This is a genomic window from Aeromonas sp. FDAARGOS 1405, assembly GCF_019048265.1.
In the GTDB taxonomy this organism is placed as follows: Bacteria; Pseudomonadota; Gammaproteobacteria; order Enterobacterales; family Aeromonadaceae; genus Aeromonas; species Aeromonas veronii_A.
Genome location: NZ_CP077311.1, coordinates 3,385,277 through 3,400,614 on the forward strand (window position 1 = coordinate 3,385,277; position 15,338 = coordinate 3,400,614).

Sequence of the window (15,338 nt, forward strand, 5' to 3'; positions counted from 1 at the left end):
AATCGTTGGCAAAGCGCGCAGATAAAAGAGAGGGAGGCATCAGCCTCCCTCTCTTGCTATACGGCGTTGGTAACAGCATTTAACCGGTTCTGGTTCAGGCCGTGGCCAGCCAGTTCAGCCAGGCATCCATCCCTTCACCGGTAGTGGCGCTGACCTGGATCACCTGAATATAGGGGTTGACCCGTTTGGCGTTCTCGATGCAGCGGGCCACGTCAAAGCTGACGTAGGGCAGCAGATCGATCTTGTTGATCACCATTAGCTGGGCGGCGGCAAACATGTCCGGGTATTTCAGCGGCTTCTCTTCCCCCTCGGTGACGGAGAGGATCGCCACCTTGTACTTCTCACCGAGATCGAAGCTGGCGGGGCAGACTAGATTGCCCACGTTCTCGATAAAGAGGATTCCCCCTTGATTGGCAGGCAGCTGGTGGCAGGCGTCGTGGACCATTTTGGCATCCAGATGGCAGCCCTTGCCGGTGTTGATCTGCACGGCAGGGACACCGGTGGCACGGATGCGATCCGCATCGGCGCTGGTCTGCTGATCCCCTTCGATCACCGCGCAGGGGCGCTTGTCGGCCAGCAGGCGCAGGGTTTCGCACAGCAAAGTGGTTTTGCCTGAACCCGGGCTAGAGACCAGATTGAGCACCAGCTGGTCTGCAGCTGTGAAGTGCTCGCGGTTGTGGGCCGCCAGCGCATTGTTCTTGGCCAGCACATCCATCTCGATGGCGATCAGCTGACGCTGTCCCATGCCGGGCACCGACAGTCCCGCTTCCCCTTTGCCGTAGTGCAGATCACCCTGCTGGTGGTCATGGTCATGGCTGTGATCATGGGGATGTGCGTGGGAATGGGCGTGGTCATGAGAGTGGGAATGATTATGGTGGTGCTCATGAGGCTGATCATGACCCTCATGGCTTATGGGAGCCCGTAACCCGTGGTAGTGATGATGGACATCCCCCTGATGGTGGTAGTGGTGGTGAATGATCAGGGGGCGCGGCGCACTCTGCTCGTGCTCATGACCATGTTCATGGTGATGTTCATGTTCGTGATGATGCTCATGATCGTGCTCATGGCCGGCAATCCGCGCCTGGCCGCATCCGCATACGCTACACATATCAACTTACCTCGATGTCGGTGATGCGCAGGCTATCACCCTGCGCGACTCGTAATTTGTATCCGCCACACTCGGGGCAGGCCTGCCCGCGCTCGGTGAGGGTGACCGTCTGGTTGCAGTCATAACACCAGGCCTCTGCCGCCTGGTGCTGAAAGTGCAGCTGGGCCCCTTCGACGGCGGTGCCCTTGGCGGCAGCCTCGAAACAGAAGGCAATGGTGTCCGGGTCGACGCAGGAGAAGCTGCCAACCTCGAGCCAGAGGGCGGTCACCCTGGTAAAGCCCCGCTGGGTGGCCTGCTCGGCCGCCAGATCGATGGCAGCCATGGCCAGAGACATTTCGTGCATGGTGACTCCTTAACCGATATGGGGAGGAGCAGTGATTCCTCCCTGTAATTGACGGAACGGCATGGCCGCTCAACAGATCCGCGGCAGCAGCTCCCCTTGCGGCAGCTCCAGATAACGGCGGCTGCCCCAGGGGTTGTTGAGGATCACCTTGTGGCGATCGCTCGCCTGCACCACACCGATCTGGCTGGCGGCGGGGTTGAACTGCTGCAAGATGCCCAGCGCGTCCTGCGCCTGCTCGGCAGGCAGGGCCAGCACCATGGTCCCCTCGTTGGCGAGATCATGGGGCTCGAAACCGTAGAGCTCGCACAGGCCCCGCACCGGATCGCACACCGGAATGGCAGACTCCTCCAGCTCGATGGCAACGCCGGAGGCGCTGCTCCACTCGTTGAGCACGGCGGCAAGGCCACCGCGGGTGGCATCGCGCAGGGCGTGAGGGGTAATGCCTGCCTGCAGCAGCGCTTCTACCTGCGGCCAGAGGGTGGTGCAGTCGCTTTTGAGATCAGATCCCAGTTGCAGGGCGTCGCGGGCCATCAGGATGCAGGCGCCGTGGCTGCCGATATCCCGCGACACCAGAATGGCGTCACCGGCCTTGAGGTTGCGTACCGAGATGCTCCGGCTCTGCTCAGGCAGCGGGAAGGTGCCGACCCCGCTGGTGTTGATGAAGAGCTTGTCTGCCGCCCCCTTGGGCACCACCTTGGTGTCGCCGCAGACGATGTGGGCGCCGCTCTTGGCAAGCTCTGCTGCCATCGACTCGACGATGCGGGCCAGATCGGCGTAGGGGAAGCCCTCCTCGATGATAAAGCTGCAGCTCAGATACTCGGGCTTGGCCCCCATCATGGCGAGATCGTTGACCGTACCGGCGATGGCCAGCTTGCCGATATCGCCCCCCTCGAAGAAGAGCGGCGAGACGGTAAAGCTGTCGGTGGTGAAGGCAACGGGGCCGTTTACCGGCAGCAGGGCGGCATCTTCACCGCGCAGCAGGATCTCGTTGCCAAAGTGGCGAAAGAAGAGCTGATTGATCAGCTGGTTCATCTCCACACCGCCGCCGCCGTGGCTTAACTGAATTTCTCTCATTGGATCCCCATATATCGGTAGTAGGCATTGCAGGCCCCTTCGGAGCTGACCATGCAGCTGCCCATGGGCTGGGTCGGGGTGCAGCCCCGGCCAAAGACTTTGCACTGGTTCGGTTTGGCCAGGCCGCGCAGGATATCGGCGCACTGGCACGCCTTGTGGTCATCGATGGGAGTCTGATTGAGTTGAAAGTGGCGCTCCGCATCGCGTTTGGCAAAGGCATCGCGCAGGCGCAGGGCGGAGGCGTTGATATCCCCCAGACCTCGCCAGCGAAAGTGCTCACGGGTCTCGAAAAAGCGCTCGACCAGCCGCTGGGCGGCTTTATTGCCGCTGGCGGTGACGGCGCGGCTGTACTGCACCTCCAGCGCGTAGCGACCCTCCACCTTCTGGCGCACCATCATCAAGAGCGCCTCCATCACATCCACCGGTTCGAAGCCACTCACCACCACCGGTACCTGATAACGATCGACGATGGGCAGGTAGATATCGGCGCCGGTGATGACGCTGACGTGGGAGGGGCCGATAAAGGCGTTCACCTTGGCAACGCCGTCGGCCATCACAGCATGAATGGCGGGGGGCACCAGCACATGGTTGATATGAAACAGGAGGTTATCGACCTCTTGCTCTTCAGCGGCGGCCAGCAAGGCGGCGGTCATCGGGGTAGAGGTCTCGAAACCGATGGCGAAGAAGACCACGGTTTTTTCCGGGTTTTCTTTGGCGATGCGCAGGGCGTCGAGGGGGTCATAGACCGGGCGGATATCGCTCCCCTTGGCCCGCTGCTGGGCCAGCGTACCTTTGGAGCCCGGCACCCGGATCATGTCCCCCAGGGTGACCAGAATGACGTTGGGCTGGCGGGCCAGCTCGATGGCCTGATCGATGCGTTCTTTCGGCATGATGCAGACCGGACAGCCGGGGCCGTGGACAAACTCGATGCTGGCTGGTAGCAGCTGGTGCAGGCCGTACTTCATGATGGTGTGGGTATGGCCGCCACACACCTCCATCACCCGCAGCGGTTCGGGGAGTAATTTGGCCAGTTCGGTGATCTGGGCGGCGAGGGCGCGGATCACCTCGGGCTGGCGAAAGCCCTGGAACAGGTCATTCAAGGTCAGCATGGCAAGATATCCTGTTTGGGCATCAGGGCCACCATCTGGCGGAAGCTCTCGAGGCTGGCCTGCGCCTCCTCTTCATCAATCTTGCTCATCACAAAGCCGATATGGAGCAGCACATAGTCGCCAATGTTGAGATGCTCTTCGAGCAGCATGCAGCTGACGCGCCGCTGCACCCCCAGGGTGTCGACGGTGACGCAGTTATCTTCGGGGTGCAGTTGCACCACCTGAGAGGGGATGGATAGACACATGAATTTCAGGACTCCGACAAGGTGGCACAACCGGTTGTGACAGGGTGGTGCGTGGCAAGATGGTGGATGGCAAACCAGAGCTGACCGGCGGCGATGCCACCGTCATTGAGCGGCAGGGTTTCGCTGGTCAATACCTGCCGGCCAGCGCCTTCGAGTGCGGGCACCAGCTGGTCCATCAGTACCCGGTTTTGAAAGACGCCGCCCCCGAGTACCACCGGATAGCCGGGGAAGCGCTCGGCCAGGGCAACCACCAGATTGCTGATGGCGCGGATAAACCCGGCGGCCAGGCTGGCAGTGGCGGTGCCTTGGCGCCGCTCGCTGACAAGGGTATGGATGAGCTCGGCCCACTCGATCTGCAGTGGCCTCTCCGCTGATTGGCTGAGATCAAAGGCGAGGGGGAAGGGCTGTTCATCGGGAGCCAGCTGCAAGGCGGCTGCCTCCAGCAGGAGTCCCGCTTCGCCCTCGTAATCCGGGGTGTTGATCACCCCCAAGAGTGCCGCTACCGCATCGAACAGCCGGCCGATGGCGCTGGAGTAGGGGGCGTTTCGACCGAGATGCCAGAGCTGGTGCAGGTTGCTGATCCGCTTAAGGGGCAGTTGCTTGATCAACGGAATATCGAGGGTGCTGATCTGCTCAGGAGTGTGCGATTCAAACAGCAGCCCCAGCAGCTGGCGCACCGGCTCGCGGATGGCCGCTTCGCCGCCAATAAGCTTGAAGGGTTTGAGGTGGGCAACCCGCTCAAATCCCTGAACGTCTGCCAGCAGCAGCTCTCCGCCCCAGAGGGTGCCGTCATTGCCAAGGCCGGTGCCATCGAAGGCCACCCCCAGCACCGAGCCTGTGATGTTGTGCTCGGCCATCACTGCCAGCAGGTGGGCGTGATGGTGTTGCACCTCGAGGTGGGTCGCACCCTGATCGCGGCAATAGCCCTTGGCCCACTGATGGCTGAGGTAGCCGGGGTGGCGATCCGACACCAGCAGTTCTGGCTTGAGATCGTAGAGATCGCGAAAGGTCGCCAGGGTCTGCTCGAAGTGCTCCTGCATTGGCAGGCTGTGCAGATCGCCGATATAGGGGCTGTAGATGCGCTGGCGGCCGAAGGCGAGCGCCAGCTGGTTCTTCTGCTGCGCTCCGACTGCCAGCAGTGGCGCCTTGACCGCCTCTTGCAGGCTGGGAGTGCAGGGGGCATAGCCCCGGGCGAGGCGCAACGTCTGGCGCCGCCCGCCTGCCCACTGCACCAGACTGTCGTCGCACGGGTGCAGGATGGGGCGGTTGTGATCCAGGATGCCGTCAATCTCGCGACCGAGTTCCCTGACCACCGCTTCGCACTCGATAAGGATCGGGCTGCCGCGCCCATTGGCGCTGGTAGCCGCCAGCGGGATGGCGCAGGTATCCAGCAGCAGCTGATGGAGCGGGGTATAGGGGAGCATGACCCCAAGGTAAGGAATGCCGGGGGCGATCCCCTCGGCCAGCGGCGCGGTTGTCAGTCGGGATTCTGAGAGCCGATCATCGTTAATGCGCTTGCGCAGCAAGGTGATGGGTCTGGCCTGAGAGGCGAGCAGCTTCCACTCGGCCTCGCAGCCGGTGACATGCAATTTGGCCTCGGCAAGGGAGCCCATCATCACCGCCAGCGGCTTGCGCGCGCGCCGTTTGAGCGTTCGCAATCTGGCAACACTCTGTTCATTGCGGGCATCACACATCAGGTGATAACCCCCCATCCCCTTGATCGCAATCAGCTCCCCCGCTTGCAGGGCGCGGGCGGCGGCGTGCAGGGCCTCTTCGCGTTCGGCCAGCGCATTTCCATTGCCGCAGCGCCAGCTGAGATGGGGCCCGCACTCGGGGCAGCTCACCGGCTGGGCGTGGTAGCGTCTGTCCAGCGGGTTTTCATAGGCCGCCGCACAGCGCCGGCACATGGCAAAGCCTGCCATGGCGGTATGGGGTCTGTCGTAGGGGAGGCGGCGGATGATGGTGTAGCGCGGGCCGCAGTGGGTGCAGTTGGTAAAGGGGTAGTGGTGGTGGCGATCGCTTGGATTGGCCACGTCCGTGGCGCACGCCTCGCACATTCCCTGATCCGGTGAGATGGCGACCGTGGCGGCGCTCTGCTGCTGGCTGGCTTTAATTCGAAACTGGCCATGAAATTGGCCATCGAAGTCGGGATCATGAGCAAGGGGCAGCTCCCGCTCGCTGAAGTGATCGATGCGGCTAAGCGGCGGCGCCAGTTCCCGCAGTTCGCGGGCAAAGCAGGCCAGCTGCTCAGGCGATCCTTCGGCACCTATGGTGACGCCGTTGGCATCGTTCAAGACATAACCGGCAAGGCCGTGGCGCAGCGCCAGCCCATAGACGAAGGGGCGAAAGCCGACCCCCTGAACTATGCCGTCGATATGAAATTCGCGGCGCAGCCGGTTGGCCACAGGATTGGAAGAGCCAGAGGGGGCGATGGTGGTGCTCATGCCGGCTCCATCTCATCTTGAGTCTGCGGCAAACGCAGCACCCGGCGCTCGTTCTCCTCGCGCCGTACCCAGCCATCCATCTCCATGCGCAGGCAGAACGGAATGGCGTATTTGCGCGACAAACCGGTGATCTCCTTGAGGGATGCCATGTCGATCAGATCTCCCACCTGCTGGCCCGCCAGCACTTCGGCGACCATCTGGTTGTAAAGCTCGGCGTCGTAGTAGATGGGGCCATCGAGCTGCACCAGATACTTGAGTCGCGCCAGATTGCGCAGCTGCTTTTGCAACGCGCCTTTTTGTAGCAGGCCCTGCTGCAGGGCCGCGGGCAGCTGGCGGGTGATAAAGGGATCCAGCTCCACGCCGCCGGGGCCCAGTTTACCGGGCTCGTACCCCTCCTTGCCTTGATCTCGCACCACCTTGAGCACCAGCTGCGCCTCTTCCCCCAGATCATCTTCCGACTCGCCGCTGCCCGGCTGCCACTTGTCATGGTGCAGGCGAACAAGCTGCTCGCTTTTGAGCTGCTGGAGCAGGGCATGAGTGACCGGCAGGGCGATGCCAAAGCGGGTCGCCAGCTCGGCGGCACTAAGGGGTTCACTTTTCAGCGTGGCCAGCAGCTGGTCGCTGCTTTGGGCCAGCCAGCAGTTATCCAGCAGCCAATCACCGAGGGGGGTGACCTGCTCTGGCTGCTGGTCAAAGCGGCTGGTCAGTACATAGCCGTTGAGCCCCAGTTGCAGGGTGGCCGGGTTGTAGTGCTCTAGCTCTTCAGGCAGCTCGCCCAGCAGGGCGTGCAGCGCCTTGCGTCTGGCGGGATGGATGTCACCGCACCAGACGATGCGGGCGCCGTGCAGCAGTTCACTGCTGCCGTGGCGAATGATGGCGAGCGGCTGGCCGAAGAAGCAGGGGATGGGGCTGGTAAAGATCAGCCGCGCCAGCCGGGTATCCTTGATGGGCACGAAACGGGCCCGGCCATGCCAGCTGCCGAGGGCTACTTCGACCTCCTTGTTGTGCAGAGAGGGGCGTAGTGCCTTGCCGCTCAGGCTCTCGGTGTTGAGCCGCACGATGAGGTGAGTCGCCGCCTCGCACTGGCCAGCTGCGCTGGTCAGGCAGTGGCCGCGAGCCACCTCCTTGTGGGGCACTTTTTTCAGGCCCACCGCCACCCGGCAGACGGCGCCAATCTCGTCGACGCTCTGGTGATAGGCCTGCAGGGAGCGCACCTGCACCTCCCGATCGGCAGGGTAGAGGCGCAGCTTGTCCCCCACCTTGAGGCTGCCCTGTTGCAAGGTGCCAGTGAGCACAGTACCGGTGCCGTTGGCGGTAAAGACTCTGTCCACATACAGTCGCGGGGCGCTCTGCTCGCGGGCAGCGTGTGAGGCTGGCAGTTCGGCAAGCTGGCGCACGATGGCGGTGTGCAGGGCGGCTATATTGGCGCCGGTCTTGGCACTGACGCTGACGATGTCGGGCACCATGCCGCTCTCGTCCATCACCCGCTCCAGCAGGCTCTCCTCCAACAGCAAAAGCTCGTCGGGGGAGACCAGATCGCACTTGTTGATGCAGACCAAGAGGCGCGGTACCCCCATCGCCTTGAGCAGGCGCAGGTGATCGCCGGTCATCGGCATCCACCCCTCGTCGGCGGCAATGACCAGCAGCACCAGATCCAGACTCCAGAGCCCCGCCACCATGTTGCGGATATAGCGCTCGTGGCCGGGCACGTCGATGACGCCTATGGTGTTGCCCTGACCGTCGTCGAAGTGGGCAAAGCCGAGATCCTGGGTCATGCCGATGGCCTGCTCGTGGGCGCGGGCGGTGGTGATGCCGGTGAGGGCCTTGATCAGCAGGGTCTTGCCGTGATCCACGTGGCCGGCAAGACCGATAACGGCGCGATAGGGGGTCATGGGATCAGGGCTCCTCGGTCGCATTTGTTGCATTGAACGGGGCGGGGAGAAGCAACTCCCTGAGTTGGGCGATCAGCAGTTCCATCTCGGTCGGCAGCAGGGTCGCCATATTGAGCAGTACCTTCTGCTGGCGCACGGTGGCGATGACAGGGACGGGGAGTTCGCGCAGAGCATCAAGCAGCTGCTGGGCCGGACGCGGGTCGGTGCACTCGAGCGCGGGCGCCGGATAGAACTCGTCCGGCAATGTGCCGCCGCCCACCACCAGTTGGGAGGGAACCGGCACAAAGGAGCCAGGCAGGGCGGCCATCAGCTGGGAGGCTCTCGCCTGCATGGCGGCCGGGGTGCTCAAGGTACGCTGGGCGATACCCTCGCCGACGGGAGATTTGTTGAGCTTGTGGATGAGCAGACGTTCGAGCAGGGAGTAGACGATGCGGCTCGGGCGGAAGGTGCGCATCATGGGGTGTTTTTCCAGCCGCTTGATAAGGTCGCTGCGGCCGCTGATGATGCCCGATTGCGGGCCACCAAGCAGCTTGTCGCCGGAATAGCAGACCAGATCCGCCCCCGCCTTGATGTACTGGCGCACCGAGGTTTCATCCGGTGCAAACTCTTCGGTGGTCAAGCCCGACCCCTGATCCACCGCCAGCACCACATGCTCGGGCAGGGCGCGGGCCACCTCGCCGATATCGGGGGATTCAGTAAAGCCGCGAATGGCGAAATTGGATCTGTGCACCATCAGTACCAGCGCGGTCTGATCGGTGATGGCATCGAGGTAATCTTTGGCGGTGGTGATATTGGTAGTGCCCACCTCCACCAGTTTGGCACCGGAGAGCGCCAGAATATCGGGAATGCGAAAGCCTCCACCAATCTGGATCTGCTCGCCGCGCGAGACGATCACCTCGCGCCCCTTGGCCACCTCCTGCAGCAGCAAAAAGAGCGAAGCGGCGTTGTTGTTGACCACCAGCGAATCCTCGGCCTGGGTGAGGCAACGGAGCAGGGGGGCGATCAGCCCCTTGCGCCCGCCGCGCTTGCCGGTGGCGAGATCCAGCTCCAGATTGTTGTACCCGGTGTTGAGGTCACGCACCTCGTCCCACAGATCGGCACTTAACGGCGAACGCCCCAAATTGGTATGCACCAGGGTGCCGGTGGCGTTGATCACCCGGGTTTGACGCTGGCGCAACTGCTGTTGGCAGCGTTTGGCAATCAGCGCCTCGATCTGCTCGGGGGCAACGCCATGCTGGCGAAAATCTTCGCTCTGGCGCAGCTCGCTGAGGGTGTCGCGCACCGCCTGGGTCACCAGCGGGCGGCTCAGCGCTTCGATAAAACCGGCGAGAAAGGGTTGCTGCAGCAGCTGTTCCACTTGCGGCAGACGGCGCGTTGGTTGCTGGCCGGGCTGTTGCTGAGAATCTGGCTGTGAATCGTCGGCAGCCGTACCTGATGCGGGCTGGCGGTGGGGGATGGCTGACGCGTGAGACGAGTTCGGCATGGGATTACCAGTGCAGTGCGTGGGTTCGGGATGCGCACCGGTTTGCCGATAGAGAGGCCGAGCTGACGGGTTATGGCACTGCTGGCGATTTGCGGATGACTGCAAACTGGGTGCATTAATGAGCGGGTATAAATTAATGCTGCATCGATGCTGATAAATTAATTTTTGGCCAGCGAGATAACCTGAGTTCGGATTATATTGGCAAGCGGCAAGCACCTTTTTTAAAGTATTACTTCAAATATATTGAACAAACAATGGAAATAACATTCAGGCCGAAAAATTCAGCGAGAGAGTATTTGTTCAATAGATAAATTTGGCGGAAGAGGCAGGAATCGAACCTGCCAAAGCCTTCTCGGCTCACATCGGTTTTGAAGACCGAGGAGGCCACCAGACCCCATCAACTTCCGTAACGGTCGCCATTTTGTGGCAATTTTCTGTGACTGGCAACGCTTTTTTTGTCATAAAAAATCGAGAGTTAGCGATTTTTTGAAAAAATCAAAGAACCTTGTTTTATATCAAGTTCAGCACAATTAGCCCGATGTTTTTAATTTAACATCGGGCCTCGATCACATTGCCGGAACCGTTGGTCAATAACGGTAGTTAACAACTCGCTAAATAATCACCGGTTGGCGTTGGCAATATTCCACTGATCCAGTTTATCTATTAACAGACTGGTGTCACTGGCGGCATCAAGATGCTGATAAAGATAATCCATCGCCTCGCTCACCATCTCGGTCATCGGGAAGGAGAACGCCACGATGGCCGGTTGTACCCCGACAAAGATCACCTCGGGGACAAAGGTCTTGAGTTCGTCGATCAAAAAGTTGAGCGGCATGTTGTGGGTCGAGAAGATAAACATCTCGGCGATGGTCTCGGGGGGGATCACCTGCAGGGTCCCCGCCTTCTCGCCGATCTCGGCGGCATCCACCAGCACCACCCGCTCCGGTTGCAGCTCCCGCACCTTGTAGACCACATTTTCCGGCGCGATGCCGCCGTCAATATGGATCCAGCCGGACAGGGGGGCGGCTTGCAGTTTGTCGGCAAGATAGGGGCCGGCACCGTCGTCCCCCATCATGGCATTGCCCACGGTCAACACGAGATTGCAGCCCATCAGCGGCTCCTTACCATCAGATACATATGGGGGTCGTTATAGAGGGCGGTGAGCTGATCCATAAAGGTATTGGTCCAGCCCAGCTCCTGCTCATCGAGCAGATTGTCTGCTTTGCGCAGTCGGTCGAAGGCGCAGGCCAGCATATGGCAGTGCTCGCGATAGATGGTGATCTCGCCAAAGGTGAGAAATCCCTCCATCTTGCGGCGCGCTTCGCTCCCTTCTGGCAGCTTGGCTACCCAGTCGCGATAACCGGTCAGCGAGCAGACCAGGTCTGCTCGCAGGCAATCAACGATGCCGAGGTGGTGGCCGATGGCGAGGCTGTAGTACATCACCTCCCTGGCCTCTTCCGGCACGTCGAACTGCTCGTCGACGAACTTGCGCGAGAGGCGATAGAAGAAAACCTCGTCAGCCATGCACCGCCTCTCCCTTGCCGGCCGCCCGGTTGAGGCAGGCGTTTGCGAGGTTGTTGACGATCTCCGAGAGGCGCGGATCGTCGTGCTGATCGAGGTAGCTCTGGATGCGCAGATCCACATCCTGCTGGGTCGCCCCTTCGAGCAGGGCCATAAACTCGTCGGCGATGATCCGCCCCTGGCGATAACCTGCCATGCGGCGCGCTTCGCGCTCGATCATCACCCGGATTTCATTGGGGATGCCGGTGTGGCGCAGCTCGACCCGCTCACCCGGTTGCACCTCGTGGCTGGTGGCTTTGAGTTTCTGTTCCAGCAGACCGAGCGCCACGGCAAAGCCATAAATGGTAGCCGCCGGTGTCGGAGGGCAGCCCGGGATATAGACATCCACCGGCACGATTTTGTCGGTGCCGCCCCAGACGCAGTAGAGGTCGTGGAAGATGCCGCCGTCACAGCCGCAGGCGCCGTAGGCGATGCAGATCTTGGGATCGGGCGCCGCCTCGTAGGCGCGCAGGGCTGGCACCCGCATCGCCCGGGTCACCGCGCCGGTAAAGAGCAGGATGTCGGCGTGGCGGGGGGAGGCGACCACCTTGATGCCGAAACGCTCGGCATCAAACAGCGGGGTGATGGTGGCGAAGATCTCGATTTCGCAGGCGTTGCAGCCGCCGCAATCGACCCGGTAGACATAGGCCGAGCGGCGAATGTCCTTGAGCAGGGTCTTCTTGAGTTTGGTGATCTCGGGATCCTGTGCCAGCGGCACGGCGCGGGTATGGGCATGGCCGACAACCGGTTCTATGCCTTTGATCTTGCTCATCACATCCACTCCTTTTGTGCGGCCATCGGTGTGATCAGGGCCGAGTCAGGCTGGCTCAGCATGCTCAGTTTTCGTTTGCAGTCGGGGCAGTGGTGCAGTCGCTCCGGGGTGGTCAGCGGCGTGCCCGCCTGCTTGAGGGTATCCTCCACCAGCGCCACCAGCTTGCTCGGGGCAAAGTAGGTGCCGCAAAGGGTGCAGGGGGCCAGCGCGAAGCGGGCCTCCTCATAGAGATCCGCCTTGTTGGTCACCGCCAGCTCGAACTCGGGGGAGAGGGCGATGGCGCGGGTCGGGCAGACCTCCTCGCAGCGGCCGCAGAAGATGCAGCGCGCCATGGAGATCTCCCAGCGTCGTTCGCCGGTCTCCATGTCCACTTCCATCACCAGCGCATTGGCCGGGCAGGCCTTGGTGCAGGCGGCGCAGGCGATGCACTGATCCGCCTGATATTTCGGTTTGCCGCGAAAATCCCGGTTCACCTCGTAAGGGGCGAAGGGGTACTTGGCGGTCGGGGTGCCAGCCTTGAGGATGGTCTTGAACAGCTTGATCATGATGACCCCTTATTTCAGCGGAGAGTTTTTGCGATCGATGCCGTAGCGCTCGATCTCCTTGTAGGAGACCACGGTGGATTTGCCCTTCTTGGGGTCGACCAGGGTGACCCGGTCGGTACAGGAGTAGCAGGGATCCAGACTGCCGATGATGAGCGGCGCATCCGCCACGGTATTGCCGCGCAGCATGTAGCGCAGGGCGGGCCAGTTGGCGTAAGTTGCGGCGCGGCAGCGCCAGCGGAACAGCTTCTGGTTATCCCCGGTCATGCTCCAGTGGACGTTCTCGCCGCGGGGCGCCTCGGTAAAGCCCAGCGCAAACTTGCCCGGCTGGTAGGTGAAGCCTTCGGTCAAAAGCGGCCCCTCCGGCAGGTGCTCAAGGCCGAACTCAATCATGTCGAGGGAGTCGTAGAGCTCGTGGATGCGCACCAGCACCCGGGATTGCACATCGCAACCCGCCTTGGTCTGGATCTCCATCGGCAGCTCGCGGTAGCCGGCAAAGTCGTGAACCCGGCGCACGTCGCGCTTGAAGCCGCTCGCCCGCACCATGGGGCCGACGCAGCTGAAATCGCGGGCAATTTGCGGGTCGAGCTTGCCGATACCGATGAGGCGGGAGGAGATGTTGGCGGTATCCAGCAGCATGGCCACCAGGGGTTTGAGCTCATCACGCAGTTCCCGCACCAGCTGGGCACCCTTGATGCGATCTTCCTTGAAGATGTCGCGGCGTACCCCGCCAATCAGGTTGAGACCATAGGTCTTGCGGGCGCCGGTCAGCAGCTCGGCCAGGGTCATGGATTTCTCCCGCACCCGGAAGAACTGCATAAAGCCGGTGTCGAAACCGGTGAAGTGGCTCGACAGGCCGATGTTGAGGATATGGCTGTGCAGGCGCTCCACCTCCAGCAGCACGGCGCGGATCATCTTGGCCCGCTCCGGCACCGGAATACCCATGGCGTTCTCTACCGAGGTGGTGTAGGCGACGCTGTGGGTAAAGCCGCAGATGCCGCAGACCCGGTCGGTCAGAAACGCCACTTCGTTGTAGCCCATCCGGGTTTCAGCCAGCTTCTCCATGCCGCGATGGACATAGAAGAGGCGGTAGTCGGCATCGATGATGTCTTCGCCATCGACGAACAGACGAAAGTGGCCCGGTTCATCCGAGGTGATGTGCAGCGGGCCGACCGGCACGATGCGGTTGGCATCACTGCCGAGCTCATTGACGAAGGGGTAGGTCTCGGTGTCGGTGGTGGGCATCGGGCGCTGGCGATAATCCATGGCGTCCTTGCGCAGCGGGTGGATATCCTCCGGCCAGTCATCCGGCAGTACCAGACGGCGTTCGTCCGGCAGGCCGATGGCGCGCAGGCCGTACATGTCGCGGATCTCCCGCTCGCCCCACACCGCCGCCGGAATGGTCGGGGTGATGGAGGGGTACTCCTGGGTATCGGCATCTACCAGCACCTTGACGGTGATCCAGCACTTGGTGTCGCCCTCCATGGAGAAGACGTGGTAGACGGCGAAGTGGCCGTTGAGGCTGCGCTCGTCATTGGCAAAGGAGAGCGGAAGCCAGCCCCCCAGCTGGTGGAAGATCAGGCTGGCCGTCTCGACCAGACTGGTGGGCTTGACGGTAATGGTGGCCTGATCGGCGGTTTGCCACTCCTCGTCGACGATGGCGTGGGGCAGTTGTGCTCGCACCTGCTGGATGTAGTCGCAGCCGATGCGATCCGAAATGGCGATGGTCATGCAGTTCTCACTTTAATGTTCGGGAATGAGCATTCACAAATGATGAAATCGGAAAAAGTTTCTGTGCTGGCGGGCATGGCTCAGATCCCGACCAGATAGGCGAGCAGCGCCAGCAGGGCCAGCCCCAGCCCAAAGCGGGTGAGCTTGTGGGTGCGCACGAACTGGGTGCGGGCCATGGCGTTTTCGATGATGCCGGCCAGTAAAAAGGCCACCAGCAGCTTGCAGGCGAGGATCAGCGCCGCGCCGATGAGCGCAGGCAGACTCCAGTTGGCCGCCTTGCCGAAGGGCAGGAAAATCACCAGAAAGAGCTGCACCACCACCAGCTGCTTGAGGCCGATGGAGAGCTTGAGCAGGGCGAGACCCGCACCGGAGTACTCGGTGAGCGGTCCCTCCTGCAGCTCCTGCTCGGCTTCGGCGCAGTCAAAGGGCAGCTTGCCCATCTCGACAAACACCGCGAAGGCGCAGGCGGCACCCGCCAAGAGGGTAGCGATGGGAGCGGCCAGTGGCTGGGTCGCTACATAGCTGCTGATATTGCCCAGATCCGAGCTGCCCACCATCATCGCCATGATGAAGCAGGCGAGCACCAGAATGGGCTCCACCAGAATGCCGAGGGTCAGTTCGCGGCGGGCACCGATCCCTGCAAACATGCTGCCGCTGTCGAGCCCCGAGAGGGAGAAGAAGAAGCGGAAGATGGCGAACAGATAGATGTCGGTGATGAGATCCCCGGCGATGGGGAAGGGGGACTCGTGAGTCAGGGTCGGCAGCGCCATCCCCACCAGCAAGAGGGCGGCGATGAGCAGCGCAGGCATCAGGTTGAAGATGATGCCGGCAGGCTCGGGGGTCACCTCCTGACGGCGCAGGAGCTTGGCGATATCCCGGTAATCCTGCAGCAGGCCCGGCCCCTGACGGGAGTGCATCTTGGCCCGCAGCACCCGGTTGAAACCGGTGGCGAGCGGCGCCAGCGCCAGCATGGCGATGGCCTGGGTCAGGGCGAGGGCAACCATGCCCCAGCTCGGCATTTCAAGAACAGGCATA

At 62.0% G+C, this 15,338-nt stretch carries 14 protein-coding genes, 1 tRNA gene and 1 pseudogene; 1 reads left to right on the plus strand and 15 read right to left on the minus strand.

What is annotated here, in order from left to right; all coding sequences use genetic code 11:
* Positions 1-94: 94 nt before the first annotated feature.
* Positions 95-913 carry a hydrogenase nickel incorporation protein HypB gene (gene hypB / locus I6L35_RS15590; protein ID WP_216980301.1) on the minus strand — a complete coding sequence of 273 codons (819 nt, stop codon included), beginning with the start codon at positions 911-913 and terminating at the stop codon, positions 95-97.
* Here hypB and I6L35_RS21150 point away from each other — a divergent pair.
* Positions 806-1,132: pseudogene (locus I6L35_RS21150) on the plus strand (hypothetical protein). The gene hypB and the pseudogene I6L35_RS21150 sit on opposite strands and share 108 nt — an antisense overlap.
* Here I6L35_RS21150 and hypA read toward each other — a convergent pair.
* The 14 genes from hypA to I6L35_RS15660 all read right to left on the minus strand — a co-directional run bounded on the left by hypA (position 1,110) and on the right by I6L35_RS15660 (position 15,337).
* On the minus strand, positions 1,110-1,451 hold the full coding sequence (gene hypA, locus I6L35_RS15595) for a hydrogenase maturation nickel metallochaperone HypA (protein ID WP_045526958.1): 342 nt from the start codon (positions 1,449-1,451) through the stop codon (positions 1,110-1,112). The pseudogene I6L35_RS21150 and the gene hypA sit on opposite strands and share 23 nt — an antisense overlap.
* A gap of 69 nt (positions 1,452-1,520) precedes the next feature.
* The gene (gene hypE / locus I6L35_RS15600) at positions 1,521-2,525 is read right to left on the minus strand and encodes a hydrogenase expression/formation protein HypE (protein ID WP_216978679.1); all 1,005 of its coding nucleotides are present in this window, start codon (positions 2,523-2,525) and stop codon (positions 1,521-1,523) included.
* A complete protein-coding gene (hypD, locus tag I6L35_RS15605) occupies positions 2,522-3,634 on the minus strand; it encodes a hydrogenase formation protein HypD (protein WP_216978680.1) in 1,113 nt (370 codons plus the stop codon). The genes hypE and hypD overlap by 4 nt, the downstream gene beginning before the upstream one ends.
* Positions 3,628-3,879 carry a HypC/HybG/HupF family hydrogenase formation chaperone gene (locus I6L35_RS15610; RefSeq protein WP_216978681.1) on the minus strand — a complete coding sequence of 84 codons (252 nt, stop codon included), beginning with the start codon at positions 3,877-3,879 and terminating at the stop codon, positions 3,628-3,630. The genes hypD and I6L35_RS15610 overlap by 7 nt, the downstream gene beginning before the upstream one ends.
* Before the next feature lie 5 nt (positions 3,880-3,884).
* Positions 3,885-6,323 (minus strand): carbamoyltransferase HypF, encoded by a 2,439-nt coding sequence (gene hypF / locus I6L35_RS15615; RefSeq protein ID WP_216978682.1) that lies wholly within the window; start codon positions 6,321-6,323, stop codon positions 3,885-3,887.
* Positions 6,320-8,215, minus strand: coding sequence for a selenocysteine-specific translation elongation factor (selB, locus tag I6L35_RS15620; protein ID WP_216978683.1), 1,896 nt, complete (start codon positions 8,213-8,215; stop codon positions 6,320-6,322). The genes hypF and selB overlap by 4 nt, the downstream gene beginning before the upstream one ends.
* A 4-nt stretch (positions 8,216-8,219) precedes the next feature.
* On the minus strand, positions 8,220-9,698 hold the full coding sequence (selA, locus tag I6L35_RS15625; RefSeq protein ID WP_216978684.1) for an L-seryl-tRNA(Sec) selenium transferase: 1,479 nt from the start codon (positions 9,696-9,698) through the stop codon (positions 8,220-8,222).
* Positions 9,699-10,012: 314 nt separating this feature from the next.
* Positions 10,013-10,104, minus strand: a tRNA-Sec gene (locus tag I6L35_RS15630).
* A 213-nt stretch (positions 10,105-10,317) separates the two neighbouring features.
* The gene (hycI, locus tag I6L35_RS15635; protein WP_005301892.1) at positions 10,318-10,809 is read right to left on the minus strand and encodes a hydrogenase maturation peptidase HycI; all 492 of its coding nucleotides are present in this window, start codon (positions 10,807-10,809) and stop codon (positions 10,318-10,320) included.
* The gene (locus tag I6L35_RS15640) at positions 10,809-11,222 is read right to left on the minus strand and encodes a formate hydrogenlyase maturation HycH family protein (protein ID WP_104014700.1); all 414 of its coding nucleotides are present in this window, start codon (positions 11,220-11,222) and stop codon (positions 10,809-10,811) included. Before I6L35_RS15640 ends, hycI begins: the two co-directional genes overlap by 1 nt.
* On the minus strand, positions 11,215-12,030 hold the full coding sequence (locus I6L35_RS15645; RefSeq protein WP_005333324.1) for an NADH-quinone oxidoreductase subunit B family protein: 816 nt from the start codon (positions 12,028-12,030) through the stop codon (positions 11,215-11,217). Before I6L35_RS15645 ends, I6L35_RS15640 begins: the two co-directional genes overlap by 8 nt.
* Positions 12,030-12,575 carry a formate hydrogenlyase complex iron-sulfur subunit gene (locus tag I6L35_RS15650; protein WP_104014701.1) on the minus strand — a complete coding sequence of 182 codons (546 nt, stop codon included), beginning with the start codon at positions 12,573-12,575 and terminating at the stop codon, positions 12,030-12,032. Before I6L35_RS15650 ends, I6L35_RS15645 begins: the two co-directional genes overlap by 1 nt.
* Positions 12,576-12,584: 9 nt before the next feature.
* A complete protein-coding gene (locus tag I6L35_RS15655) occupies positions 12,585-14,303 on the minus strand; it encodes an NADH-quinone oxidoreductase subunit C (protein WP_017784116.1) in 1,719 nt (572 codons plus the stop codon).
* Between the two features lie 80 nt (positions 14,304-14,383).
* A complete protein-coding gene (locus I6L35_RS15660; RefSeq protein ID WP_043819836.1) occupies positions 14,384-15,337 on the minus strand; it encodes a respiratory chain complex I subunit 1 family protein in 954 nt (317 codons plus the stop codon).
* Position 15,338 lies beyond the last annotated feature (1 nt).

Excerpts from the sequence above, each read along its gene's own strand:
- hypA (WP_045526958.1), bottom strand. The coding sequence starts at position 1,451 with ATGCACGAAATGTCTCTGGCCATGGCTGCCATCGATCTGGCGGCCGAG.
- hypE (WP_216978679.1), bottom strand. The coding sequence starts at position 2,525 with ATGAGAGAAATTCAGTTAAGCCACGGCGGCGGCGGTGTGGAGATGAAC.
- hypD (WP_216978680.1), bottom strand. The coding sequence starts at position 3,634 with ATGCTGACCTTGAATGACCTGTTCCAGGGCTTTCGCCAGCCCGAGGTG.
- I6L35_RS15610 (WP_216978681.1), bottom strand. The coding sequence starts at position 3,879 with ATGTGTCTATCCATCCCCTCTCAGGTGGTGCAACTGCACCCCGAAGAT.
- hypF (WP_216978682.1), bottom strand. The coding sequence starts at position 6,323 with ATGAGCACCACCATCGCCCCCTCTGGCTCTTCCAATCCTGTGGCCAAC.
- selB (WP_216978683.1), bottom strand. The coding sequence starts at position 8,215 with ATGACCCCCTATCGCGCCGTTATCGGTCTTGCCGGCCACGTGGATCAC.
- selA (WP_216978684.1), bottom strand. The coding sequence starts at position 9,698 with ATGCCGAACTCGTCTCACGCGTCAGCCATCCCCCACCGCCAGCCCGCA.
- hycI (WP_005301892.1), bottom strand. The coding sequence starts at position 10,809 with ATGGGCTGCAATCTCGTGTTGACCGTGGGCAATGCCATGATGGGGGAC.
- I6L35_RS15640 (WP_104014700.1), bottom strand. The coding sequence starts at position 11,222 with ATGGCTGACGAGGTTTTCTTCTATCGCCTCTCGCGCAAGTTCGTCGAC.
- I6L35_RS15645 (WP_005333324.1), bottom strand. The coding sequence starts at position 12,030 with ATGAGCAAGATCAAAGGCATAGAACCGGTTGTCGGCCATGCCCATACC.
- I6L35_RS15650 (WP_104014701.1), bottom strand. The coding sequence starts at position 12,575 with ATGATCAAGCTGTTCAAGACCATCCTCAAGGCTGGCACCCCGACCGCC.
- I6L35_RS15655 (WP_017784116.1), bottom strand. The coding sequence starts at position 14,303 with ATGACCATCGCCATTTCGGATCGCATCGGCTGCGACTACATCCAGCAG.
- I6L35_RS15660 (WP_043819836.1), bottom strand. The coding sequence starts at position 15,337 with ATGCCTGTTCTTGAAATGCCGAGCTGGGGCATGGTTGCCCTCGCCCTG.